The organism is Amycolatopsis sp. NPDC006131 (assembly GCF_040614175.1).
Lineage (GTDB): Bacteria > Actinomycetota > Actinomycetes > Mycobacteriales > Pseudonocardiaceae > Amycolatopsis_E > Amycolatopsis_E tucumanensis.
This window is the reverse complement of sequence record NZ_JBEXTX010000124.1, coordinates 1-21,955: the sequence shown is the minus strand read 5'-3', so window position 1 is coordinate 21,955 and position 21,955 is coordinate 1. Positions and strand designations below refer to the sequence as shown.

The following is a 21,955-nucleotide window of genomic DNA, read 5'->3' as shown; positions in this document are numbered from 1 at the left end:
GCGCCCGCGGCCTCCGCCGCGGCCACCATCGGCAGGATCGGCGTGATGCCGACCCCGCCGGCGACGAACAGGTACCGCGGCGCGGGCAGCAGCGGGAAGTTGTTGCGTGGCCCGCGGATCCGCAGGGTCGTGCCCGGGTGTGCGTGGTCGTGGATCCACGCCGACCCGCCGCGGCTGTCCGGTTCGCGCAGCACCGCGATGCGCCAGCGGCCGTCCTCACCGCACAGCGAGTACTGCCGCACCAGGCCGCCGGGCAGCACGACGTCGATGTGCGCGCCCGGTTCCCACGCGGGCAGATTCACACCGCCCAGCTCCAGCGACACCACCCCGTCGGACTCCACCCGGCGGGCCACGACCTCGGCATCCGCCTCGAACACCGGCTCAGGCATTGGTCTCCTGCATGCTGTAGACCGACTCGTGCCACGGGATGAAGAACCGCTTCAGGCCGTTGACCACGAAGTAGAGCAGCAACCCGAGCACCGACAACAGGATGATCACCGCGAACAACGCGGGCGCGTCGAGCGCGTTGAGGGTGCGCACCACCAGGTAGCCCAGCCCCTCGCTGCCGCCCAGGTACTCCCCCACGATCGTGCCGATGATCGCCAGCACGATCCCGACCTCCATGCCGGCGAACACGTACGGCAGCGTGCTCTTGAACTCCAGGTGGTTGAACGTCTGCCACCGGTTCGCGTTGAGGCTGCGCATCACGTCTCGCTGCCCCGCCTCCACCGAGCGGACGCCCAGCTGCACGTTGAGCATGATCGGGAAGAACGCCAGCATCGCGGCCATGATCACCTTGGAGGTGATGCCGAAGCCGAACCAGATCACGAACAGCGGGATCAGCGCCACCTTCGGCACCACCTGCGAGGCCACGATCAGCGGCCGCAGGCTGCGCTCCATCCACCGCACCTTGCCCAGCACCACGCCCGCCGCGACGCCCGCGACGAGCGCGATCGCGAACCCGCTGATCGTCTCGATCGCGGTGACCCGCGCGTGGTACCAGGTGTCGCCGGTGGTGACCAGCTCGCCGAGGCTCGCGAACACGGTGCCCGGCCGCGGCAGCACCAGCTCCGACATGCCGTTGACGCGCACGAACACGTCCCACAGCAGGAAGAACACGACCAGGATGAGCGGCGTGCTCACCCACGGCAGCCACCTGCCGAACCGTTCCCTGTTCACCGGGTCACTCCTGCCTGTCGAGGGCGTGCCGCAGTTCGCGCACGACCCTGCCGAACTCCGGCTCGGTCTGGACGTCGAAGTCCCGCGGCTTGGGGAAGTCCACCGCGCGGATCTCGCTGATGCGGCCGGGCCGCGGGCTCAGCTGCACCACCCGGTCGCCGAGGAACACCGCCTCGGTGATGTCGTGGGTGACGAACACGACGGTCGCCTTGGTGGCGAGCGCGATCCGTTGCAACTCGGCGTTCATCCGCTCCCGCGTCAGCGCGTCCAGCGCGCCGAACGGCTCGTCCATCAGCAGCAGCTTCGGCCGGGTGGACAGCGCCCGCGCGATCGCCACGCGCTGCCGCATCCCGCCGGACAGCTCGCGCGGGTAGGACTTCTCGAACCCGGCCAGCCCCACCAGCTTGGCCAGTTCGTAGGCCCGTTCCCGGCGTTCACGCTTGCCGGCGCCGCGCAGTTTCAGCGGCAGCGCGATGTTGTCGGCGACCGAGTACCACGGGAACAGGTTGGCGTCCTGGAAGACCACGCCGAGCTCGGACACCACGGAGGAGTCCACTCTGGACCCGTTCCACAGCGACCGGCCCTCGACGAGGATCCGCCCCTCGGACGGGCTCTGCAGCCCGGCGAGCGTGCGCAGGAGGGTCGTCTTGCCGCAGCCGGACCGGCCGATCACGGACACGAACTCGCCGTCGCTGATGGTCAGCGTGATGTCGTGCAGGGCGCGGGTAGTGGCGCGTTTGGACCGGAACTCCTTGCCGACACCGGCGAGTTCCAGTTTCGGCGGTGCGGCCTGCCGCGGGGCCGCGGTGAGGGTCTCGGCGTGGTGCGCGGACATGCGTCTCCTCGCGATCAGGTGGTGGTGGCCGGCAGGAAGCTGTTGTCGAACCACTTCGCGGCGTCGCCGCCGGGCTTGGCCTGGCCCGCCCTGGTCAGCTCGTCGTAGCCGGCGGTCCACGCGGCCGGGTCGGTGACCAGCAGGGGCCGTGACGGGTCCTTGCCCGTCCACAGGTCGCGCATCATGCCGAGGCTCTTGCGCGCGATCGCGTCGTCGTCGAGCGTGGCGAAGGAGTACTTGCCGCGCAGCGTCCCGATCGTCCTGGCGAAGTCCTGGTCGTTCACGTACTCCGCGACGGCGTCGCGGATCCCGGCCATGAACGCCCGCAACGTGTCCGGGTGCTTGGCGATCACGTCGGCGGTCGTCACGTAGATCTGCGAGTCGGACTTCACCACGGTGCCCGGGTCGAACACGCCCGCGTCCGCGTGCTGGGACTGCACGATGTTCGCGGTGTCGATGCTGACCACGTACCCGGCGATCCGGCCCTGCTGGACCAGGTTGAACGTGCCCGGGGTGAGCCCGGTGACCTGGCGCGGCGTGCTCTTCGGGTCCAGACCGGAGTTGGCCAGCACCAGCGACACGATCTTGCTGCTCGTGCCGCCCTCGGAGCTGACCCCGATCGTCTTGCCGACGAAGTCCTGCGGTTTTTCCAGCGGGGCCTGCTTGCTGTAGACGACGCGCACCGCGGAACCACGGCACAGCGTGCCGATGTTCACCAGCGGCTGGTTCGATTCGGCGACCGCGGTCATCAGGTCGATCTGCCCGAGCCGCGCGACCACGCCGACACCGGCGATCAGGGTCTGCGTGGCCTGGGGCGACCCCTTGACCTCCTGCAGCGTGACGTCCAGCCCGTGCCGCTCGAAGTGGCCACCGGCGACGGCGAGCAGCTCCGGGGACATGGACAGGGTTTCCAGCGGCAGGATGCTCAGGAAGGTCACCGTTCCGCTGCCGCCCCCGCCTGCCGCCGGGCCGGCGCCGCACGCGGACAACACGGCCGGTCCGGCGGCCACGGCCGCCGCGGTCAGCGCGGAACGCCTCAGGAATGCCCGACGGGGCAACGATGGACTCGGCGATGGAGTGGACACGATGGTTCTCCTCGTTCCTCCTGCCGGCCACCGCCCTGTGACCGGCTGGGGAAGAGGTTGACCCGATTCGATCGCCCCCGTCAAGGTCCCGGGTTTCCCGCCGTCGTCGCCGGCCCTGCCGGCCAGGATCACCACCGGAGCGCGGTTTCCCCTGCTGCGCAAGCGAAATCGCGTAACCTGACGGCGGGTCCACATGCGCCACTATCGGGACGGCCGATGGTCTCCATCGAAACTTTCACTTTCCGCCCGGCCCGCGGCGATCTCTACCGTGCACAGCATGAGGATCGTGGTGTCCCGGCTCGACGACTTCCCGCCGGGAGAGCGCCGGATCGTCCAGGCCGGCCGGCGGTCGATCGGGGTTTTCCGGGTCGGCGACCGTTTCTACGCACTGAACAACCACTGCCCGCACCAGGGCGGCCCGCTCTGCCTCGGGGCCACCCAGCCGTGGCTGACCTCCACCGCGCCCGGTGAGGTCCGGCAGGAGGACGGCGACGCGCTCGTCGCCTGCCCCTGGCACGGCTGGGAGTACGACCTCGAGACCGGGCAGTCGTTCCTCGGGCCGGACGAACCGCCGGCCCGCACCTACGACGTCTCCGTGGAGCGCGGCAAGAACGGGCGCATCCCCGGCCCGTACGTCGCCGAGACGTACCCGGTGCACGTGGAAGACGCCTACGTGGTCGTGGACACCAGCGGCGGAGCACGCCCTGGCGACAAGGGAGGTGACCGGTGACCAGCACCGCCGTCGCCGGGCAGCCCGGCAGCGCGCCGGGCCGCACCGGCTACACCATCGTTGACACCGACATCCACCCGGCGGCCCCGGCGGCCGCCATCCGGGAGCGGCTGCCGGAGAAGCACCGCGCGCGGTGGGACCTGTTCGGCAGCCGCGTGCCCGGCCCGCCGGAGATCTACCCGCGGGTCCGCAACGCGGGCTTCCGGCTGGACTCCTGGCCCGCGGACGGGCCGCCGGGCAGCGACCTGGGCATGATCCGGGACCAGCTGCTCGACGAGTTCGGCGTGACTCACGGCATCCTGATCCCGCTGCAGAGCCACAGCTGGGGCGCCGAGGAACCGGAGTACGCCGCCGCGCTGTGCCGGGCGCTCAACGAGTGGCAGATCGACACGCTGCTCGACGCCGAACCCCGGCTGCGCGGGTCGATCACCATCCCGGTCGAGGCGCCGGACCTCGCGGCCGAGGAGATCCGGCGGCACGCCGGCGACCCGCGGTTCGTGCAGGTGCTGCTGTCCACCGGCGGCGAGCTCGGCTTCGGCCGCCGCCGGTACTGGCCGATCTACGAGGCCGCGGCCGAGGCCGGGCTGCCGGTCGCCGCGCACACCGGCGGGCTGGAGATGCACCGCGGCGCCGGGTGGCCGTCGTTCTACCTCGAAGAGCACGTGTGGAACGGCAACCTGATGGCCGCGTTCGTCACCGGAATGCTCTGCGAGGGCGTCCTGGACCGGCTGCCGGAGCTGAAGGTGATCTGCGTGGAGGGCGGCATCGCCTGGGCCGCGCCGCTGATGTGGGCGCTGGACGACGCGTGGGAGCGGCTCCGGGGCGACGTGCCGCACCTGGTCAAGCCGCCGTCGGAGTACATCCGCGAGCGGTTCTGGTTCACCACCCAGCCCATCGAGGAGCCTGACGACCCGCGCGACCTCGACAAGGCGCTGGCCCACCTCGGGATGGACGAGCGGATCATGTTCGCCTCCGACTACCCGCACTGGGACTTCGACTCCCCGCGGCACGCGCCGCGCCTGTTCCCCGCCGCGCTGCGCGAAGGCGTCATGGGCGCCAACGCGTGCCGGCTCTACGGTCTGCCGGAGGCCCCATGACCACCGCGGTCGGCACCACCCGCATCGACGCCGAGATCCACTGTGGACCGTCGTCGCTGAACGACCTGCTGCCCTACCTGGAACCGTACTGGCGCGGCTACGTGCTGGAGGGCGGGCTGATGCTGTCCCCGCACCAGGGCGGCGCCTATCCCCCTGCGGCGCCCACCAGCGCCACCCCGGCCGCGCGGGCCGCCGGCCTGACTCCGGCGCACGACGCGGAGTCGGTGCGGTCGACCCTGCTCGACGGGTTGCGGGCCGCGATCCTGGTGTGCACGACGTCGTTCCACTGCAACCGCAACCCCTACTACGAGGCGGCGCTCACCCGCGCGGTCAACGACTGGCTGATCACGGAGTGGCTGAGCAGCGACGACCGGCTGCGCGCCAGCATGGTGGTGCCGACCCTGGACGCCGCGGCCGCCGTCGCCGAGATCGAGCGGATCGGCGACCACCCCGGCATCGTGCAGGTGCTGCTGCCGGTGCGCACGGACGCGCCGTGGGGCAACAAGCGGCACCGGCCGATCCTGCGGGCCGCGGCCGAACGCGGCCTGGTGGTCGGCCTGCACGCGTGGGGCCGGATCGGGAACGCGCCCACCAGCACCGGGTTCACCCACAGCTATCTCGAGGACTACGTGGGCAACTCGCAGCTGCTCGTGCAGGCCCAGCTGACCAGCCTGGTCGCCGAGGGTGTGTTCGCGGAGCTGCCGGACCTGCGGGTCGCCCTGCTGGAGTGCGGGTTCTCCTGGCTGCCCGCGCTGCTGTGGCGGTTCGACAAGGACTGGAAGGGTGTGTGGCGCGAGGTGCCGTGGCTGGGCGCGAAACCGTCGGAGGTGGTGGGGCGGCACATCCGGCTGACCACCGCGCCCGCGCAGCTGCCGCGGGACCCCGGGCAGGTGCGGGAGGTGCTGGACATGGTCGGCGCCGGCTCGATGCTGATGCACGCCAGCGATCACCCGCACGACCACGGCGGCAGCGGGCAGCGGCTTCTCGACGCGCTGACCCCGGCCGAGGCGGAGGCGGTGCTCGCGGGCAACGCGGCGGCCTGGTACGGGATCTGACCGTGTTCGCCGGGTTCACCTGCCAGGACGTGGCGACACCGGCGGGCGGACGGGTCCGGGTCCGCACCGGCGGCAGCGGCCCGCCGGTGCTGCTGCTGCACGGCTACCCGCAGACCTCGGCCATGTGGCACCTGGTCGCGCCCGAGCTGGCCCGCGACCACACGGTCATCGCCGCGGACCTGCCCGGTTACGGGGACAGCGTGGCGCCCGGCGGCGACGTGGCGGCGTTCGGCAAGCGGGCGATGGCGCGCGAGCTGGTCTCGGTGATGGGCCGGCTCGGGTTCCGCCGCTTCGCCGTCGCCGGGCACGACCGGGGCGGGCGCTGCGCCTACCGGCTCGCGCTCGACCACCCGGACGCGGTGACCGCGCTGGCCGTGCTGGACATCCTGCCCACGGCCGACGTGCTGGCCCGCGTGGACGCGGAGTTCGCCAGGTCGGCGTGGCACTGGTTCTTCCTCGCCCAGCCGGGTGACCTGCCGGAACGGCTGATCGCCGCCGACCCGGACGCGTTCTTCCTGCGCGGCGCGGACGGGATCTTCGCCGAGGCGGCACTGCGCGCCTACCGGGCGGCTTACCGGCGGCCGTCGGTCGTGCACGCGATGTGCCAGGACTACCGCGCGGGCGCCACCGTGGACCGGGCCGACGACGAAGCCGACCGGGGCCGGCGGGAGATCACCTGCCCCACGCTGGTGCTGTGGGGCGCGGCCGGACCGCTGGGGAGGACCGATGACGTGCTCGCCGTGTGGCGGCCGTGGGCCCCGCGGGTCACCGGGACGGCGCTGGACTGCGGCCACTACCTCGCCGAGGAGCGTCCCGCCGAGACCGCCGGGGCGCTGCGGAAGTTCCTTTCCGCCACACGACAAGATCCTTGACACCCGATCGCGCCCGGCTCCTAATGGATCCATGGGTTCGGCCGTCCGCAAGGTGACACGACGCTCCTTGTCGCTGGCGAGCCTGGACCTGAATCTCCTGGTGTTCCTGCGGGAGCTGCTGCGCGAGCGCAACGTGACCCGGGCGGCCGAGCGGGTGGGCGTGAGCCAGCCGACGGCCAGCGCGGCGCTGTCCCGGCTGCGCCGCCACTTCGACGACCAGCTGCTGATCCGGTCCCGCGGCTCCTATGTGCTGTCCCCGCTGGCGGCGCAGCTGGCCGGGCAGGTGGAGCCGTTGTGCGCCAGCCTGGAACGGTTGTTCGCCACCACGCCCGGCTTCGACCCGGAGTCCTCGGAGCGCGAGTTCACCCTGCTGATGCCCGACTACGTGCTCGCCGCCTACGGGGAGCAGCTGTCGGCGGCGATGTACGCCGCGGGGCCGAACATCCGGATGCACGTGCGGGTGGTGCGGGAGCGGCTGCCCGCCGACATCCCGGAGACGCTGCGGGTGATCGACGCGATGATCTGCGCCGCGAAGCCCGAGCTGCACGCGCCCGGGATCAACTCGCTGGAGCTGTTCCGGGACCGCTGGGTGTGCGTGGTGTCGGCCGACAACCCGGTCGGCGACCGGCTGGAGCTGTCCGACCTGGAGCGGCTGCCATGGGTGGTGCCGCACCACCCGGACGGCGGTTATCCGGCCACGTCGCCGCTGGGGCCGCTGATGGCGAGGCTGTCCGCGCGTCCCCGGGTGGCGGTGCGGGTGGACAGCTACCAGGCGACGCCGTACTTCATCGCCGGGACCGACCGGATCGCGGTCATGCAGCGGCGGCTGACGCGCTACCTGGCCGGCCGGTCGGACCTGCGGATCCTGGAGTGCCCCGGCGACCCGCCGCCCATCGTGGAGATCATGTGGTGGGACGAGCGCAAGGAACACGACGAGGCGCACCGCTGGCTGCGGCAGGTGGCCCGCCAGGCGGCGCACCAGTCGGACCGCCCGTGAGCGCGCTGCGGCCGGCCGAGCGGCTGGTCTTCTTCTCCGACGCGGTCGTGGCGATCGCGATGACGCTGCTGGTGCTCCCCCTGGCCGACTCGGTGTCCGAGCTGGTGGTCGACGGGCAGCCGGCGGCCGAGGCGATCAGCGGCAACCGCTGGCAGATCGTGAGCTTCCTGCTGAGCTTCGTGGTGATCGCCCGTCAGTGGCTGAGCCACCACCACCTGTTCGAGCAGGTCCGCGCTGTCAACGCGGCCGTGATGTGGCTGAACATCGCGTGGCTGCTGACCGTCGCGGTGCTGCCGTTCCCGAGCGAGCTCACCGGCGCCTACGGCGAGGACGAGTTCGTGGTGCTGTTCTACATCGGCACGGTCCTGGCCAACACACTGTGCCTCACAGCGATGACGCTGGTGGTCCGGCGCACCCCCGGGCTGGCCCGCGACGCCTCGGCGATCGACGGCCGCTGGGTGTTCAACTCGGTGGGCGCCGCCGTCGCCCTGGCGGTGGCGTTCGTGCTGTCCGCGCTCGTGCCCGCCGCCGGTTACTACTCGCTGCTGCTGTTGTTCGTCCCACCTCAGCTGGCCCGCTTCCGCTACCGCTGAGCCTCGTGCTTCCACGCCGCGGCGATGGTCCGCCTCAGGCGGACGGCTGACGCGCCGGGTAGTCGTCGTGCCAGTGCCACCACTCGTAGGGCGGCGTCTGCGGGTAGCCCTCCGGCGAGTCCTCCCACGTCTCCTGCCTGCCCAGCGCCGTGATGTCGAGGTAGCTCCAGGTGCCCCCCATCGCCTCGTCGCCGCGGTTGTTGACGAAGTAGGTGCGGAACACGCGGTCGCCCTCGCGGATGAAGGCGTTGGTGCCGTGGTACTCGGCCACCCCGAAGTCGGTGTCGAAGTCGTCCAGGATGGTGTACCAGGGCATCGTCCAGCCCATCCGCGCCTTGACCCGCGCGATGTCGGGCTGCGGCGCGCGCGAGGCGAACACCAGCGTGGTGTCGCGGGCGTTCAGGTGGGCGGGGTGCGCGACCTGGTCGGCCACCATCGAGCAGCCGACGCAGGCGTGGTCAGGCCAGCCGTGCACGCCGGGCTCGAGGAACGCCCGGTAGACGATCAGCTGACGGCGGCCGTCGAACAGGCCGAGCAGATCCACCGGCCCGTCCGGGCCGTCGAACCGGTAGTCCCGGTCCACTTCGGTCCACGGCATGCGGCGCCGCGCGGCGGCCATCGCGTCCTTCGCGCGGGTCAGCTCCTTCTCCTTGACCAGGAGCTCCTCCCACGCGGCCTGCCACTCCTGTCGCGAGACGATCGGGGGTGTCCTCATCGGTTCTCCACCTTCCACTTCGGATGATCACGCTGTGCCGTCCAGCTGGTCGCGCAGTTTCGCCAGCGGGTTGTCCCAGTCGCGGGCCAGCGCGGCCAGGAACTGTTGCGCCACCTGCATCGGGGCCGTCCGGAGGCGGTAGCGGACCCGCCGCCGCTCCCCCGGCTCGGCCGTGACGAGCCCGGCCTCGGCGAGCAGGGCGAGGTGCTTGGCGACGCCCTGCCGGGTGATCGGCAGGCGGCCGGCGAGGTCGGTCGCCGTGGCCGGGCCCCGCGCGGCCAGCTCGGCCAGGATCGCCCGCCGCGTCGGATCGGCCAGCGCGGCGAAGACCTGCTCGGCGACGGCCTCGGCATCACGCTGCATCGAGGTAGCCGGCCAGTTCGTCCAGTTCCCGCGCCCAGCCCCCGGTGTTGCCGTCGAACGCCTCGCGGTGCGTGTCGTCCGGCAGCTGGGCGAACCCGGTCTCCACGACGGTGAGCCGCGTGCCCTCGCCGTCCGGTTCGAGGGTGAACTCCACGTAGGTCCGGCGCGGGTCGTCGTGGGGGAGGCCGTAGATCCGCCAGGTGAAGCCGAAGACGCGTGGCTCCTCGACCCGCTCGACGCGCAGGTCCTGACGGAAACCGTTGTCCCACTTCAGCTCCCCCGCGCCGCCGGGCCGCAGGTCGATCGACGCCTCCTGGCCGAACCAGGTGCCGAGCCCCTCGGCGGTGGTGAGCGCGGCCCACACCTTCGCGGGCGGGTGACCGAGCTCGACGACGCGCTCGATGCGGTCCGGGAACGCCATGACGCCTCCTGTGTCGCAACTTCTTGGTTGCCACACTATGGCAACCGGGTAGTTGCGTCAACCGCTCCGCTGGATCCCCCGGTTCAGCTGTCCCGGGTAACGGCGCCGGTCACGCCCGGTAGCCTGGCCGGGTGGCAGAGTCCTTCACGCTCGGGTACGTGCCCGGGGTGACACCCGGCAAGTGGGTGCGGATCTGGGCGGAGCGCAGCCCCGCCGTCCCGCTGGAGCTGGTGCAGGTCACCGCCGCGAAGGCGGCCGGACGGGTCCGCGACCGCGAGCTCGACGCGGTGCTGCTGCGCCTGCCGACCGACCGCGACGGCCTGCACGCCATCCCCCTCTACACCGAGACGACGGTCGTGGTCGTGCCGAAGGACCACCTGATCGCCGCGGCGGACGAGATCACCGCCGACGACCTCGCCGACGAGCTGGTGCTGCACCCGCTCGACGACACCCTGGACTGGGCGCACCCGCCCGGCAAGCCGGCGCTCGAACGCCCCGCCACCACCGGCGACGCGATCGAACTCGTCGCGGCCGGTGTCGGGGTGCTGGTGGTGCCGCAGTCGCTCGCCCGGTTGCACCACCGGCGGGACTTGACATACCGGCCGGTCACCGGCGTCCCCCAGTCGCGGGTCGCGCTGTCCTGGCTGGAGGACGAGACGACCGAGGAGATGGAGCTGTTCATCGGCATCGTCCGCGGCCGCACGGTCAACAGCACCCGCGGACGGCCGCCGGCGCCGAAGCAGTCGAAGGCGAAGCGCCCCGCGGAGGAGCGCAAGCCGGCGCCGCGCCGGAACCAGCCCCGCCGCCCCACCAAGCGCGGCAAGCCCAAGCGGCGGTGATACTGGCACATGGCCTACGACCACGAACTCGCCGACCGCGTCCGGGAACAGTTGTCCGGTGTGGACGGTGTGCGGGAGAAGCGGATGTTCGGCGGGCTGGCGTTCCTCGTCCACGGCAACATGGCCGTCGCGGCCAGTTCGGAAGGCGGCCTGCTGGTGCGCGTCGAGCCGGACGAAGGTGAGCGCCTCCTCGGCGAGGGCGTCCAGCCGATGGTGATGCGCGGCCGCGAGATGCGCGGATGGCTCCGGGTGGACGCCGCGGTCGTCCGGACCGCGGCGCGGCTCCGCGAGTGGGTGACGCGGGGCGTGTCCTACGCCGGTGCGCTTCCCGCCAAGGACTGAATCACCGCGGCGCACTCCCCACCAACGACTCGACCAGCCCCGCCACCTCCGCCGGCGCCGAATGGTTCAGCGCGTGCGCATGCCCCGGAACCTCCGCGTACCGGCCGGCGGGCAGCCGCGCCGCCATCTCCTGTGCCCACGCCCGGGACGCGATCGGGTCCCGGCTGCCGCGCACGACCACCGCGGGGGTGGTCAGGTGCGGCAGCTTCACCTCGACGGGGTCGTCTTGCAGGTGCCGGGCGGTGGCAAGCAGCCGCCGGGGCCCGCACACCAGGTAGTCCCACGCGAGCACCACCAGCAGCGACGGCCGTTCCCGCGGCGCGTCGGCCACGAGCCGGCCGAGCTGGCGCACCAGCGACGGCGCCGTCCGGTCGGTGCTCGGGCCGATCAGCACCACCGGGCCGAGCAGCTCCGGCGCGTGCACGGCCAGGTCCACGACGATCTGGCAGCCCGCCGAGTTCGCTACCAGCACCGAGCCGCCCCGCCCGGTCTCCCGCAGCCACTCCGCCAGCGCCGTCGACAACCCGCGCACGTCCAGCGCCCGGCGTGGCCCCGGCGTGCGGCCGAAACCCGGCAGGTCCGGCGCGCTCACCCGCAGCCGCTCCCCCAGCGTGCGCGCCAGCGGGCGGAAGTACCGGTGCGAGCAGCCCAGCCCGTGCACGCACACCACCTCCGGCGCGCCCGCCGGCCCGGTCACCTCGGCGTGCATCCGGGTGCCTGCCGCCCCGGTGAACTGGTGCGTGATCACCGGGAACGGGTACCGCGGCCCGCAGCTCCGAAACTGTCGGTGCCGCGTGAGACGCTCCGCGGGTGGACATCGTCTTCGACGCGGAGCTCTGGGTGTGGGACGCGCGGCGCGCCGACACCTGGACGTTCGTGAGCCTGCCCGCCGACGCCTCGGACGAGATCAGCGACCTCACCGAGGGCAGCCGCCCGGGCTTCGGGTCCGTGCGGGTGCGCGCCCGGGTCGGCGCGACCACGTGGACGACCTCGGTCTTCCCGGACAAGGCGCGCGGCTGCTACGTGCTGCCGGTCAAACGCGCCGTCCGGGAAGCCGAGGACCTGCACCCGGGCGGCACCACGGCCGTCACCCTCGAAGTACTCACGAGGCCGGCGTGAACTTCTCCCGGTGGATCCGCCGCGGCGACATGCGCCGCCGTTTGAACGCCTTCACCCCGGCCTCGACCATCGCCGGCGGGCCGCACAGCCAGCCGGACCAGCCGCGTCCACTGGGGACGTCCTCGACGAACGCGTCGGTCGGGAAACCGCCCCGGTACGCCGGATCCGGCTCGTCCGACAGCACCGGCACGAACCGGAAACCCGGGTGCTCCTCCGCGATCTCGGCGAACCGGCCGAGGTCGTACAGGTCCGCCGCGCCGCGCACCCCGTGGTACAGCAGCACTTCGCGCGACGGGTGCCGGGCCAGCGCGGTGCGGGCGATGCCGACCAGCGGCGCCAGCCCGGTTCCGCCGCCGATGAGCACCATCGGGCCGCCGTCGTCCTCGTCCGGCGGCGGCAGGTGGAAGTCGCCGAGCGGCCCGGTCGCCTCGACCCGGTCGCCGGCGGCGAGCCCGTCGAAGAGCCAGCCGTCGGTGGCGATCCCGCCGGGCACGCGCCGGACGTGCAGCTCCAGCACCTTGTCCTCGTCGGCCGTGTTGGCCAGCGAGTACTGCCGCCGCGCGCCGGAGCCGGGCACGACCAGCTCGACGTACTGCCCGGCCTCGAACGCCAGCGGCTCGGCCAGGCCCAGCAGCACCCGGCGGGTGTCGCGCGCGATGTCGGCGACCTCCAGCACGGTGGCCGTCAGGTCCCGCAGCGGGTGCGTGACGCGCCCGGCGTCGGCGGTGCTGCGCACCTCCGTGTCGGCGAGCGGACGGGCCTGGCAGGCGAGCGCCAGTCCGGACGCGCGTTCCTCGGCGCTGAGGGTGTCCTCCGGCGCGGCGCCGTGGTCGACCTCGCCGGAGAGCACCTGGAGCTTGCAGGTGCCGCAGGTGCCCTGGTTGCACGAGTTGGGCATCCACACCCCGCCGCGCAGGAACGCCTCGAGCAGGGTCTGGCCGGGCTCGCAGTCGACCCGCCTGCCCCCGACGCTGACCGCGAACGTCACCTCACACCTCCCAGGTGACGTGCAGCGAGGTGGGGCCGCGGAAGCCCCAGCCCCAGAACTCGACGCCCTCGCGGGTGTCGCGCTCCAGGTTCGGGATGGCCTCGAACAGCTCCTCCAGCGCGATCCGCATGACGTGGTTGGCGAAGTAGATGCCCGCGCACGCGTGGTTGCCCGCGCCGAAGGCGAGGTGCGGCAGCGGCGGGCGGTGCAGGTCGTACTGCGAGGGCGCCTCGTACTTGCCGGTGTCGTGGTTGGCCGAGCCGTAGGAGAGCATCACCGGGGTGCCGGCGGGCAGGTCGACCCCGGCGATGGTCACCGGTTTGGTGGAGATGCGGGCGGTGGCCGACCAGATCGGCGAGGTCCACCGCAGGCCCTCGGCGATCGCCCGCGGGATCAGCGTGGGGTCGTCGACGACCTCTTCCAGCTGCTCGGGCCTGCTGAACAGGCCGACCAGGGTGGAGGCCATGCCGTGGCCGGGTTCCTGCATCGCGCCGAGCAGGTACACGTAGATCGTCGGGTAGATGTACTCGCGGTCGCGGGTCTGGCCGGGCGGCATGCCGTCGTGCAGCCAGTGCGAGATGGCGCTGTCGTCGGGGTGCTCGATCCACTTGTCGATCAGCGGGTCGACGACGGCGCGGATCTCGGCCTTGGCCTGGTCGCCCTCGGCGAAGCCCTCGGGGTTGGCGAACTCGCCGTTCTCGTCGACGGCGGCGTTGGTGAAGGAGCGGTTCAGCTTGGCGAACCACTCGCGCAGCTTGTCCGAGTCGACCTCCTGCAGGCCGAGCAGGTCGCCGAGCGAGCGGACGCTGACCGGCTCGCAGTACTGCGCCACCAGTTCGGCGTGCCCGTCGTTTTCGAACCGCTCCAGGTAGCGGCGCGCGATGGGCCGCACCAGGTCGTCGATCCAGCGGTCCACCTCGGCGGGCTGGAGGGCGGGCTCGACCATGGAGCGCAGGTCGGCGTGGATGTCGCCGTTGACGCCGATGATCGCCGGGTGCCCGAAGGTGCGGCCGCCGGCCGGGGTGATGACGGCCTCGAAGTCCGGGCTGGTCGCGACTTCGCGGCAGACCTCGGCGGTCGAGGCGACGTAGGACCCCAGCACCGGCACGAAGGCCAGCGGCGCCTCCGCGCGCAGCCGCTCGTACACCTCGTACGGGTTGCGCTCGAGCTGCGTCATGGTGACCTCGTCGAGCCAGGCGAGATCGGGCCGTTCGGTCGTCGTCATCGCGGTGTCCTCCCACGTCGTTGTCCGGGATGACACGGGAGGCTAGGCAGCGCTGACCTGCGGCGCGACACGCTTCGCGCGGTCTCGGCACGGATCGCGCGGCCAGTTCGCGGCGGGTGTCTCTGGTAACCTCCTGCGCATGCCCGCACGGCGTAGTGCGCCGCCCCGGGACTGGCACCAGGCGTCCCGGAAGGTGGCGGAGGCGTATTTCCCGCACGAGCTGCAGCCGCTCGGCGGCGGCCGCGATCCGCGCCTGACGCTGCGCACGCTCGACCTCGGGCCGGTGCTGGTTGGGCACGTCGGGTGGGGCGCCGACGTGCGGGTCGCGTGCGACTACCCCGGCGCCTACGAGATCAACATGCCGCTGACCGGGCACCTGGAGAGCCGCGGCAGGCACGGGCCGGTGGTGTCGGTGTCCGGGCAGGCGACGGTGTTCCGGGCCGACACGCCCTCGCTGATCAGCCACTGGGACGCCACCTGCACGGTGCTGGGCGTGAAGTTCGACAGCGCGTGGCTGGACCGCGAGGCCGAGCGGGTGCTCGGCGGCGACCGCGTCACGCTGCGCGGCGAGCTGCCGGACCAGCTCGACCTGGCCGCCGGGCAGGGGCGCGCGTGGCGTCAGCTGGTCGGCAGCCTGGCGGCGAACCTGCACGAGCCCGGCCTCCTGGGCGACGTCGTGCGCGACCAGCTGGCCGGCGCGCTGGCGGCGAGTTTCCTGCTGGCCGGGTGCCCGGAGGCCGGTGCCGGCCCGGCCCCGCGCCCGCGGGCGATCAACCGGGTCCTGGATCAGCTGCACGACGACCCGGGCCGTCCTTGGACGGCGGGCGACATGGCCGAGGTCGCGGGCACCAGCGTCCGCCGCCTGCAGGAGGGCTTCCGGCAGTGGGTGGGCTGCAGCCCGACCGAGTACCTGCTCGGAATCCGCCTGCAACGCGCCGACGCGGACCTGGCCTCGTCGGGATGCACCGTCAGCGAGGTCGCGGCACGCTGGGGCTTCTCCAGCGCCAGCCGGTTCGCGGCCGCCTACCGCCGCCGGTACGGCGTGCCGCCCGCGCGAGCGCACCGCTGAAACCCGCGACTGAATGCGCTTTCCGCGGCCGTGGTGCGCGCGAGGAGCGAGGCCGGGAGGTCACCCGCTGACCGTCGTCAGTGGACGGTGGCGAGGACGAGGTAGCGGTCCTCGCCGTCGTCGATGTCGTCCAGGCGCCAGCCCGCCGCGGTGAGAGCGGCTCGGATGTTCGGCTCGGCGCGGAGGTCGTCCGGGGTCAGCTCCCGGCCCTGCCGCCGTGCCAGCGCGGCTCGCCCGACGGGGTGGAACAACGCGAGGCGCCCGCCCGGCCGGCAGACGCGGGCGAGTTCGCGCAGGCCGGCGACCGGGTCGGGCAGGTGCGAGACCAGCCCGGCGGCGAAGACGGCGTCCAGAGCGCCGGTCCTGAACGGCAGGTGCAGAGCGTCGCCGAGGAGCAGCGCCGCCACGCGGTGACGACCGCGGGCGGCCGCCTCGGCGAGCATCTCGGGCGTCACATCGACCCCTAGAACCGTGCCCCCGGGGCCGACGGCGTCCCGCAACTCCGGCAGGGCGCGCCCGGTGCCACACGCGATGTCGGCGACCACCCCACCGGCCGGCGGAGCCAGATCCGCGACTGCCCGACGGTAGCGGGGCCCGTCGTCGGGGAACTTCAACTCCCAGGTAGCCGCGCGGGGCCCGAAAAAAGCCCGCGTCGCGGCGAGACCGGTCGGTGGCACGCTCATGGGGAAAGCTTAGGCGCCGGCATCGGACACCGGACGGATCTCGCCCCTGCCCGTCGGGGCCACCGGCCCAAGCGGAGGAACGACCGCTCCGCCTGCTCGGCCAGCGCAACCACCACCCGCGGCGACTCAACCACCGGCCGCCCCCGGCAGAGCCCGACAGCCGCTGCCGGACGGGACAGCCGCACCACTCAAGACCCCGTCTCCACCGCCGCCACGCGCAGCGCCTCCACCACTCGCCGGGCGGCCTCCGGCTGCGGTCCCGGCAGGCGGGCCACCTGCAGGCGGCGCTGTTCGGCCGGGCCGCCGTGCACGGGCAGCACCCGCACGCCCGCGGGGGCCACCGGGGCGAGTGAGGCCGGCGCCGTCGTGATGCCGCATCCCGCCGAGACCAGTTGCAGCTTCGCCAGCCAATCCCGCGCCGTGTGGGCGATTTCCGGGCGCTCATCCAGTCCCGGCCACACCCCCATCACCCGGTCGTCGCCCGTGCCCGCGATCCACCGCTGCCCGTGCAGGTCCGCGATGTCCACGAACTCCCCGCGCGCCAGCGGGTGCGCCGCGGGCACGGCGACGCACAGGCCGCGCTCGACGAGCGTACGCACCACCAGCGCGGGGGTTTCGCTGTCCGGCGGGCGGAACGGCGGCGCGGCCGCGATCACCGCCAGGTCCAGCGTCCCGGCGCGCAGCGCCCGCACCAGCGCCGGTGTGCTGCCCTCCCGGGACACCACACTGATCGCCGGGTGCGTCTCCCGCAACGCGGCCAGCGCCCGCGGCACCAGCCCGGCCCCGGCGCTGGCGAACCACCCCAGCCGCACCACGGCGTGCTCGTCCGGCAACCCGGCCAGCTCGCGTGCGGTGGCGTCGATCTGGTCGATGACGCTTGCCGCGCGGCGCACCACCACCCGCCCGGCCGGGGTGAGCCGCACGCCGTCGTGCCGCCGTTCCAGCAGCGGCGCCCCGGCGACGCGTTCGAGTGCCGCGATCTGCCGGGAGACCGCGGACTGGGTGTAGCCGAGCGCGGCCGCCGCGGCGGTGAGCGTCCCCCGCTCGGCCACCTCGCGGAAGACCCGCAGCGCGGTGAGCGACGCATCGGTGAAGGCCATGACGAACAGGAATACCCCTGGTGAGTTTCTTTCGCTACCCGGATGGCCCCGGCGGCCATAGCGTCGAGATCATGAGCAGAGTCGCGGTAGTCACCGGAGCCACCCAGGGGCTCGGCCTCGCCCTGGCCGAAGGTCTCGCCCATCGTCTGTCCACAGCGGACACCGTGTACCTGACCGGACGGGACGCCGACCGGGTCCGGCAGGCCGTGGACGCCGTGCCGGCCGGCGGGGCGCGCGTCCGCGGCGAGATCTTCGACGTGGGTGAACCGGACGCCGCCGCTCGTTTCGCGGATCTGGTGCGGGAGCGCCACGACGGGGTCGACATCGTGTTCGGCAACGCCGTGATGCGCGTGGGCCCCGACGACGACCCGCGCGCGATCATCCGCCCCTACACGGAGGTGAACAACTTCGGCACCACCCGGTTGCTGCGGGCGTTCGCGCCGCTGGTGCGCGACCACGGCAACCTGGTGGTGGTCGCCAGTTCGCTGGGCACGCTGCACCACCTCGCCCCGGTGCTGCACCGCCGCTTCGACGGCCTGACCACGCTCGACGAGGTGGACGAGCAGGTCGCCGCGTGGCGGGACGCGGTCGAGGACGGCAGCGCCCGCGCCGGCGCGTGGCCGGGTTTCGTGAACATCCCGTCGAAGATCGCGCAGGTCGCAGCCGTGCGTGCCCTCGCCGCACAACGCCGGGACACCGATCTCGCCCGCGGGATCCTGCTGGCCGCGGTGTGCCCGGGGATGATCAACACCCCGACATCCGCACTGTGGTGGGACGTCCGCGACGCCCCTTCACCCGCCCAGGCCGCGACGGCACTGCTGGACCTCGTGCTGGAGCCGGTGAAGCCCGAGCACTACGGCGAACTCGTGCGGTTCGGGCAGGTGGTGCCGTTCAAGCCGGAAACTGCCGGGGCGCGTCCGTAGAGTTGCGAGGGCCCGCTGTTCCGTCCTGACGGCCCGGTCCGCACCAGCACCCGCGTCACCGGTGGCCACCGCGCGAAACCATCTCGCGGAAGCCGGCCGACGGCCTGCACATGCCCGGCCCCCCGCCGCGCGCGGCGACCTACGCCGGACCGGCCCGCTGCACCACCGACGCGGAACCGGCCCCGGCGGTCGCCGTTCAGTAGCGGTACGCCGTCGCCTTGCCGGTGGCGAACGAGAACACGATGTAGCCGCCCTGGAAGTCGCTGCGCCGGCCGCCCGCGACGCCGTACTCGTCGCTCGTCGGGTAGCCCAGCCAGGACGTCTCCCAGCCCAGGGAGGCCCAGTGCGAGCGGATCACGCCGTAGATCGCGTGCGCGCCGGTGGCCGGCGACCAGTAGACGGAACCACCGCCGCTGCCGTTGAAGTGGTTGTACCGCCCCACGCCGTCGGGCGTGACCAGTTCGTTCGTCGTCGGGTAGCCGAGCGGGCCCGCTTCCCAGCCGAGCGCGCTCCACCGCGCCCGGATGGCGCCGTAGATCGCGCGGGCGCCGGTGCCCGGCGTCCAGTAGATCGAGCCGCCGCCGCTGCCGTTGAAGTGGTTGTACCGGCCGACCCCGTCGGGCGTGGCGCGCTCGTCGGTCGTCGGGTAGGCCAGCGGGCTGGTTTCCCACCCCAGCGCCGACCAGGTGTCGCGGATCGCGCCCTGGATCGCCTGCGCGCCGGTGCCCGAAGTCCAGTAGATCGACGCGTTCCCGGTGAAGTGGTTGTAGCGGCCAACGCCGTCCGGCGTCACCTTCTGGTCCGTGCGCGGATATCCGAGCCCGGTCTCCCAGCCGCGCGCGGCCCACTTGTCGCGGATCGGCCCGTGGATGCCGCGGGCGCCGGTGTCCGGGGTGAAGTAGATCGAGGCGTTCTCGCTGAAGTGGTTGTACCGGCCCACACCGTCAGGCGTGCCGCGCTCGTCGGTCGTCGGGTAGCCGAACAGCGACGGCCCGCCCACTGCGGTGAACGTGCCGTGGATGGCGCCGCGCACCCAGTAGGCGCCCAGGTCCGAGCGCCACGCGATCGTCGACCCGCCGGCGCCGAACGTCGTCGCCCGGCCGCCGCCCGGCCAGTCCGCCTCCACCGCGTACACCGGGCCCGCCGCGGCCGTGCCGACCGCGACCCACTTCTGGTGCACCGGGCTGGACCGCCAGTCCCCGGCCAGTTCCGTGGCGCGGGTGCGCAGCGCGGGCAGCTGGGCGTACCCCGCGTCGCCGGGGCACTCCGTCGCGCCGACGTCCCGGTGGCCGAATACGGTCGGCAGCGTCACCTCGGTACCCGCCGGGTACTTGGACGTGCCGCCGCCCCGGCTGACCAGCGTGGTGGACCCGGACGGGTCGGTGTAGCCGTTGCCCAGCTTCCACGCGGTCATGCGCGCCACCGCGTCCAGCGTCGCCTCGGTCGGCGCGACCGTGCCGTAAGTGCCGAGCATCGAGATGCCGAACGTGGAGGTGTTGAACCCGCCCGCGTGCGCGCCGATCGTGGGCAGGTTCAGCCCGCCCGCGCGGCCCTCGAACACGGTGCCGCACTTGTCCACCAAGGCGTTGTAGCCGATGTCGCCCCAGCCGTTGGTGACCGCGTGGTAGTAGTAGATGCCGCGCACGAGTTCGGCCGACTGGTCGCAGGTGTAGTCGTTGCTGTTGTCGGTGTGGTGCAGCGTCACCGCCTTGACGGTGGGCGCGTACTCCGGCGTCCAGGTCATCAGCGATTCGTCGGCGCCCCACTGCGCCCTGGTCACGACGGCGGGCATCGACGGCACGCCCGTCGCCTGCGCGACCATCGCGTCGGCCGGGGACGTTCCGGGGTCGACCAGCACGGCGGACAGCTCGGCGGTCACCGGGGCGCCGCCGCGTTCAGCGCGCACCTGCAGCCGGTCGGCCGGGCCGGTCCAGATCGGCTCGGTGGTGGACGGCGCGGGCGCGCCGTCCCGGCCGGAGTCCTGGCGGTCGACCGCGCGCCAGTCGCTCCACCCGCCCGCCGCGGACCGCCACCGCACCGACACCGTGTCCGGCGCCGCGCCCCGCCAGGTGAGCCCGGCCAGCGAAAACTCCTCCCGCGCAGGCACTTCCCGGGCGCCCAGCGCCACCTCGGGCACGGTCGCGAGCGCGACCGTGGTCGCCTTCGGCTCGACCGGCCTGGCAGCGGGCTGCGCCGCGGCGGGCACGGACAGCACGGCGACGGCAGCCGTCAGCACGCACAACAGAGATCCCCAGTGACGAGGGCGCACGCGAACTCCTTGGTGAAGGCACCCAACACAAACGGGAGGAGCCTACGTGACGAAACGGATCACCGGGACACCAAGATCGGAGAATCTTTCACACCGGATTCCGGTTCGGGTGGTTGGGAAATTCCCGCCGCCGTCAGTCCACAGTAGACACCCAAACTGGCCCCCGGCGCCCCGCTCACGGCTCCCCTATCCTGACCCGGGTGCAGCCTGCCTGGGGAGGCTTTCATGCGCACTGTCCTGCTGACCTTCGTCCTCGTGATCGCCGGGCTCGGGGCCCCGGCCGCGCCGTCCGCGGCCCCGCGTCCGGTGCCGGTGATCTACGACAGCGACCTCGACGTCGACGACGCCTCGACACTGGCCTACCTGTGCGTGCAGCACCAGGAGCGCCGCATCGACCTCCGCGCCGTCACGATCACCAACAACGGGTTCGGCACGCCGGGCCGGGCGCGGCAGCACGCGCACAGCGTTCTGCGGCAGTGCGGGCTGCCGGACGTGCCGGTGGCCGACGGCTCCGGCACCGGCGTGCACCCCGCGCCCGCGGCGACGGTGCGGGACATGGAAACCGTCCTCACCGACGCGCTCGGCGACGCCGGGCAGACCCCGCCACCCGCGAAACTCACCGCGGCACACCTGATCCGCAAGACCCTGGCGACCACGACCACCAAGGTGACCGTGCTGGCGACCGGTCCGCTGTCCAACCTCGCGACGGCCCTGCCCGCGGGCAGCCCGCTGATCCGGCAGGTGCGGGACGTGCACGTGATGGGCGGCGCGGTGCACGTCGGCGGGAACCTGTTCGGCGAGGCGCTGCCGGGCTTCGACAACAGCCAGGAGCTCAACATCTGGCTCGACCCGCCGGCCGCGCGGGAGGTGTTCCGCGCGCTGCCGGTGACCCTGACCCCGTTGGACGCCACCGACTCCGTGCCGATCACGCAGGCCTACGTGGACCGGATCGGCGCCGAGGGCACCACGGTCAGCGCGCGCGTCGTGCACGCGATCATGACGCACCCGATCATGCGCGACGGCATCGCGCTCGGGTGGTTCTTCTGGTGGGACGCGCTCGCCGCGGTGTTCGCCTTCGGCGACGACGGCGTGGTCACCGAGGTGGCGCGCGTCCGCCTGGTGGTGATCCAGGACGGGCCTTCGTCCGGGCGCACGGCGCCGGACCCGCGTGGCGACCCGGTGACGGTCGCGCTGGGCGCGGACGGCGGCCGGTTCGAGCAGGTGTTCCTGGACGGGCTCAACGGTCGCAGGTGAGTGGTATGAACAATCACCCGAAGGGGCGGGAATCATTTCCGGGCTCCCGGCCCCGCAATTCCGGCACCCGCGTCCACCTGCGGAAACCGGCTCGTCGAGGATAGGCTCACCTAGGCCGTGTCTGACAATGTCTTTGTCCAGGTGATGACGTCGTGGATGAGGATGGCGGCGCGGTAGAGCGTGGCCAACTTGTCGTAGCGGG

Annotated in this window: 25 protein-coding genes; 12 read left to right on the top strand and 13 right to left on the bottom strand. The window is 72.9% G+C overall.

The genetic code is table 11. The features are described 5' to 3' along the window. From ABZ215_RS37520 to ABZ215_RS37505, 4 genes are all read right to left on the bottom strand, one after another. The coding region (locus tag ABZ215_RS37520; RefSeq protein ID WP_354955266.1) for a ferredoxin reductase at window positions 1-389 on the bottom strand (389 nt) is incomplete at its 3' end. Next, window positions 382-1,179, bottom strand: a complete 798-nt coding sequence (locus ABZ215_RS37515; RefSeq protein ID WP_020419838.1) for an ABC transporter permease — start codon at window positions 1,177-1,179, stop codon at window positions 382-384. The genes ABZ215_RS37520 and ABZ215_RS37515, both read right to left, overlap by 8 nt. A 4-nt stretch (window positions 1,180-1,183) precedes the next feature. Next, window positions 1,184-2,014 carry an ABC transporter ATP-binding protein gene (locus ABZ215_RS37510; RefSeq protein WP_237334684.1) on the bottom strand — a complete coding sequence of 277 codons (831 nt, stop codon included), beginning with the start codon at window positions 2,012-2,014 and terminating at the stop codon, window positions 1,184-1,186. 14 nt (window positions 2,015-2,028) lie between these two features. Further along, entirely contained in the window at window positions 2,029-2,952 is a 924-nt protein-coding gene (locus ABZ215_RS37505) for an ABC transporter substrate-binding protein (RefSeq protein ID WP_354711183.1), read from the bottom strand. Between the two features lie 424 nt (window positions 2,953-3,376). Here ABZ215_RS37505 and ABZ215_RS37500 point away from each other — a divergent pair, with 424 nt between their 5' ends. The 6 genes from ABZ215_RS37500 to ABZ215_RS37475 are packed head-to-tail and all read left to right on the top strand — an operon-like array spanning window position 3,377 to window position 8,443. Further along, a complete protein-coding gene (locus ABZ215_RS37500; protein ID WP_027936135.1) occupies window positions 3,377-3,829 on the top strand; it encodes a Rieske 2Fe-2S domain-containing protein in 453 nt (150 codons plus the stop codon). Next, the gene (locus ABZ215_RS37495; protein ID WP_354955264.1) at window positions 3,826-4,926 is read left to right on the top strand and encodes an amidohydrolase family protein; all 1,101 of its coding nucleotides are present in this window, start codon (window positions 3,826-3,828) and stop codon (window positions 4,924-4,926) included. The genes ABZ215_RS37500 and ABZ215_RS37495 overlap by 4 nt, the downstream gene beginning before the upstream one ends. Continuing rightward, a complete protein-coding gene (locus ABZ215_RS37490; RefSeq protein ID WP_354955262.1) occupies window positions 4,923-5,981 on the top strand; it encodes an amidohydrolase family protein in 1,059 nt (352 codons plus the stop codon). The genes ABZ215_RS37495 and ABZ215_RS37490 overlap by 4 nt, the downstream gene beginning before the upstream one ends. A gap of 2 nt (window positions 5,982-5,983) precedes the next feature. Beyond that, the gene (locus ABZ215_RS37485; RefSeq protein ID WP_237334680.1) at window positions 5,984-6,853 is read left to right on the top strand and encodes an alpha/beta hydrolase; all 870 of its coding nucleotides are present in this window, start codon (window positions 5,984-5,986) and stop codon (window positions 6,851-6,853) included. Between the two features lie 31 nt (window positions 6,854-6,884). Further along, on the top strand, window positions 6,885-7,850 hold the full coding sequence (locus tag ABZ215_RS37480; protein WP_354955260.1) for a LysR family transcriptional regulator: 966 nt from the start codon (window positions 6,885-6,887) through the stop codon (window positions 7,848-7,850). Continuing rightward, window positions 7,847-8,443: a TMEM175 family protein gene (locus ABZ215_RS37475; RefSeq protein WP_237334678.1), complete on the top strand. Its 597-nt coding sequence runs from the start codon at window positions 7,847-7,849 to the stop codon at window positions 8,441-8,443. Before ABZ215_RS37480 ends, ABZ215_RS37475 begins: the two co-directional genes overlap by 4 nt. Before the next feature lie 34 nt (window positions 8,444-8,477). Here the strand turns inward: ABZ215_RS37475 and ABZ215_RS37470 are convergent, their stop codons facing one another. Genes ABZ215_RS37470 through ABZ215_RS37460 form a run of 3 tightly spaced genes read right to left on the bottom strand, consistent with a single transcriptional unit; the run spans window position 8,478 to window position 9,942 of the window. Then, complete coding sequence (locus ABZ215_RS37470) at window positions 8,478-9,158, bottom strand: DUF899 domain-containing protein (RefSeq protein WP_020419847.1); 681 nt, start codon at window positions 9,156-9,158, stop codon at window positions 8,478-8,480. 27 nt (window positions 9,159-9,185) lie between these two features. Next, complete coding sequence (locus ABZ215_RS37465; protein ID WP_237334676.1) at window positions 9,186-9,521, bottom strand: metalloregulator ArsR/SmtB family transcription factor; 336 nt, start codon at window positions 9,519-9,521, stop codon at window positions 9,186-9,188. Further along, a complete protein-coding gene (locus ABZ215_RS37460) occupies window positions 9,511-9,942 on the bottom strand; it encodes an SRPBCC domain-containing protein (RefSeq protein ID WP_354955257.1) in 432 nt (143 codons plus the stop codon). The genes ABZ215_RS37465 and ABZ215_RS37460 overlap by 11 nt, the downstream gene beginning before the upstream one ends. 131 nt (window positions 9,943-10,073) lie before the next feature. Here ABZ215_RS37460 and ABZ215_RS37455 point away from each other — a divergent pair, with 131 nt between their 5' ends. Continuing rightward, entirely contained in the window at window positions 10,074-10,781 is a 708-nt protein-coding gene (locus ABZ215_RS37455; protein WP_020419850.1) for a LysR substrate-binding domain-containing protein, read from the top strand. A gap of 9 nt (window positions 10,782-10,790) precedes the next feature. Continuing rightward, window positions 10,791-11,123 (top strand): TfoX/Sxy family protein, encoded by a 333-nt coding sequence (locus tag ABZ215_RS37450; RefSeq protein WP_020419851.1) that lies wholly within the window; start codon window positions 10,791-10,793, stop codon window positions 11,121-11,123. Window position 11,124: 1 nt separating this feature from the next. Here the strand turns inward: ABZ215_RS37450 and ABZ215_RS37445 are convergent, their stop codons facing one another. After that, window positions 11,125-11,871, bottom strand: coding sequence for an alpha/beta hydrolase (locus tag ABZ215_RS37445; protein WP_354955255.1), 747 nt, complete (start codon window positions 11,869-11,871; stop codon window positions 11,125-11,127). Window positions 11,872-11,933: 62 nt separating this feature from the next. Between ABZ215_RS37445 and ABZ215_RS37440 the strand changes: the two genes are divergently transcribed. Further along, the gene (locus tag ABZ215_RS37440) at window positions 11,934-12,242 is read left to right on the top strand and encodes a DUF1905 domain-containing protein (protein ID WP_354955253.1); all 309 of its coding nucleotides are present in this window, start codon (window positions 11,934-11,936) and stop codon (window positions 12,240-12,242) included. Here the strand turns inward: ABZ215_RS37440 and ABZ215_RS37435 are convergent. Both ABZ215_RS37435 and ABZ215_RS37430 read right to left on the bottom strand, forming a co-directional pair. Further along, complete coding sequence (locus tag ABZ215_RS37435; RefSeq protein ID WP_354955251.1) at window positions 12,226-13,230, bottom strand: 2Fe-2S iron-sulfur cluster-binding protein; 1,005 nt, start codon at window positions 13,228-13,230, stop codon at window positions 12,226-12,228. The two genes, ABZ215_RS37440 and ABZ215_RS37435, sit on opposite strands and share 17 nt — an antisense overlap. A gap of 1 nt (window position 13,231) precedes the next feature. Further along, window positions 13,232-14,455 carry a cytochrome P450 gene (locus tag ABZ215_RS37430; RefSeq protein ID WP_020419855.1) on the bottom strand — a complete coding sequence of 408 codons (1,224 nt, stop codon included), beginning with the start codon at window positions 14,453-14,455 and terminating at the stop codon, window positions 13,232-13,234. 139 nt (window positions 14,456-14,594) lie between these two features. Between ABZ215_RS37430 and ABZ215_RS37425 the strand changes: the two genes are divergently transcribed. Next, the gene (locus ABZ215_RS37425; RefSeq protein WP_237334670.1) at window positions 14,595-15,524 is read left to right on the top strand and encodes an AraC family transcriptional regulator; all 930 of its coding nucleotides are present in this window, start codon (window positions 14,595-14,597) and stop codon (window positions 15,522-15,524) included. 77 nt (window positions 15,525-15,601) lie between these two features. Here ABZ215_RS37425 and ABZ215_RS37420 read toward each other — a convergent pair whose 3' ends face one another. Together ABZ215_RS37420 and ABZ215_RS37415 are read right to left on the bottom strand one after the other, a co-directional pair. Further along, window positions 15,602-16,207 carry a methyltransferase domain-containing protein gene (locus tag ABZ215_RS37420; protein WP_027936138.1) on the bottom strand — a complete coding sequence of 202 codons (606 nt, stop codon included), beginning with the start codon at window positions 16,205-16,207 and terminating at the stop codon, window positions 15,602-15,604. A gap of 188 nt (window positions 16,208-16,395) precedes the next feature. After that, complete coding sequence (locus tag ABZ215_RS37415) at window positions 16,396-17,307, bottom strand: LysR substrate-binding domain-containing protein (protein WP_354955249.1); 912 nt, start codon at window positions 17,305-17,307, stop codon at window positions 16,396-16,398. A 71-nt stretch (window positions 17,308-17,378) separates the two neighbouring features. On the opposite strand from ABZ215_RS37415, the gene ABZ215_RS37410 reads away from it, so the two are divergent. Beyond that, a complete protein-coding gene (locus ABZ215_RS37410) occupies window positions 17,379-18,230 on the top strand; it encodes an SDR family NAD(P)-dependent oxidoreductase (RefSeq protein WP_354955247.1) in 852 nt (283 codons plus the stop codon). Window positions 18,231-18,426: 196 nt separating this feature from the next. On the opposite strand, the gene ABZ215_RS37405 is transcribed toward ABZ215_RS37410, so the two are convergent. After that, the gene (locus tag ABZ215_RS37405; protein WP_354955245.1) at window positions 18,427-20,499 is read right to left on the bottom strand and encodes an N-acetylmuramoyl-L-alanine amidase; all 2,073 of its coding nucleotides are present in this window, start codon (window positions 20,497-20,499) and stop codon (window positions 18,427-18,429) included. A 225-nt stretch (window positions 20,500-20,724) separates the two neighbouring features. On the opposite strand from ABZ215_RS37405, the gene ABZ215_RS37400 reads away from it, so the two are divergent. Then, on the top strand, window positions 20,725-21,753 hold the full coding sequence (locus tag ABZ215_RS37400) for a nucleoside hydrolase (protein WP_354955243.1): 1,029 nt from the start codon (window positions 20,725-20,727) through the stop codon (window positions 21,751-21,753). The last annotated feature ends 202 nt before the right edge of the window (window positions 21,754-21,955 follow it).

Coding starts and splice junctions, on each gene's coding strand:
- ABZ215_RS37500 (WP_027936135.1), top strand. CDS start 3,377: ATGAGGATCGTGGTGTCCCGGCTCGACGACTTCCCGCCGGGAGAGCGC.
- ABZ215_RS37460 (WP_354955257.1), bottom strand. CDS start 9,942: ATGGCGTTCCCGGACCGCATCGAGCGCGTCGTCGAGCTCGGTCACCCG.
- ABZ215_RS37465 (WP_237334676.1), bottom strand. CDS start 9,521: ATGCAGCGTGATGCCGAGGCCGTCGCCGAGCAGGTCTTCGCCGCGCTG.
- ABZ215_RS37490 (WP_354955262.1), top strand. CDS start 4,923: ATGACCACCGCGGTCGGCACCACCCGCATCGACGCCGAGATCCACTGT.
- ABZ215_RS37430 (WP_020419855.1), bottom strand. CDS start 14,455: ATGACGACGACCGAACGGCCCGATCTCGCCTGGCTCGACGAGGTCACC.
- ABZ215_RS37425 (WP_237334670.1), top strand. CDS start 14,595: ATGCCCGCACGGCGTAGTGCGCCGCCCCGGGACTGGCACCAGGCGTCC.
- ABZ215_RS37470 (WP_020419847.1), bottom strand. CDS start 9,158: ATGAGGACACCCCCGATCGTCTCGCGACAGGAGTGGCAGGCCGCGTGG.
- ABZ215_RS37480 (WP_354955260.1), top strand. CDS start 6,885: ATGGGTTCGGCCGTCCGCAAGGTGACACGACGCTCCTTGTCGCTGGCG.
- ABZ215_RS37410 (WP_354955247.1), top strand. CDS start 17,379: ATGAGCAGAGTCGCGGTAGTCACCGGAGCCACCCAGGGGCTCGGCCTC.
- ABZ215_RS37415 (WP_354955249.1), bottom strand. CDS start 17,307: ATGGCCTTCACCGATGCGTCGCTCACCGCGCTGCGGGTCTTCCGCGAG.
- ABZ215_RS37400 (WP_354955243.1), top strand. CDS start 20,725: ATGCGCACTGTCCTGCTGACCTTCGTCCTCGTGATCGCCGGGCTCGGG.
- ABZ215_RS37510 (WP_237334684.1), bottom strand. CDS start 2,014: ATGTCCGCGCACCACGCCGAGACCCTCACCGCGGCCCCGCGGCAGGCC.
- ABZ215_RS37450 (WP_020419851.1), top strand. CDS start 10,791: ATGGCCTACGACCACGAACTCGCCGACCGCGTCCGGGAACAGTTGTCC.
- ABZ215_RS37420 (WP_027936138.1), bottom strand. CDS start 16,207: ATGAGCGTGCCACCGACCGGTCTCGCCGCGACGCGGGCTTTTTTCGGG.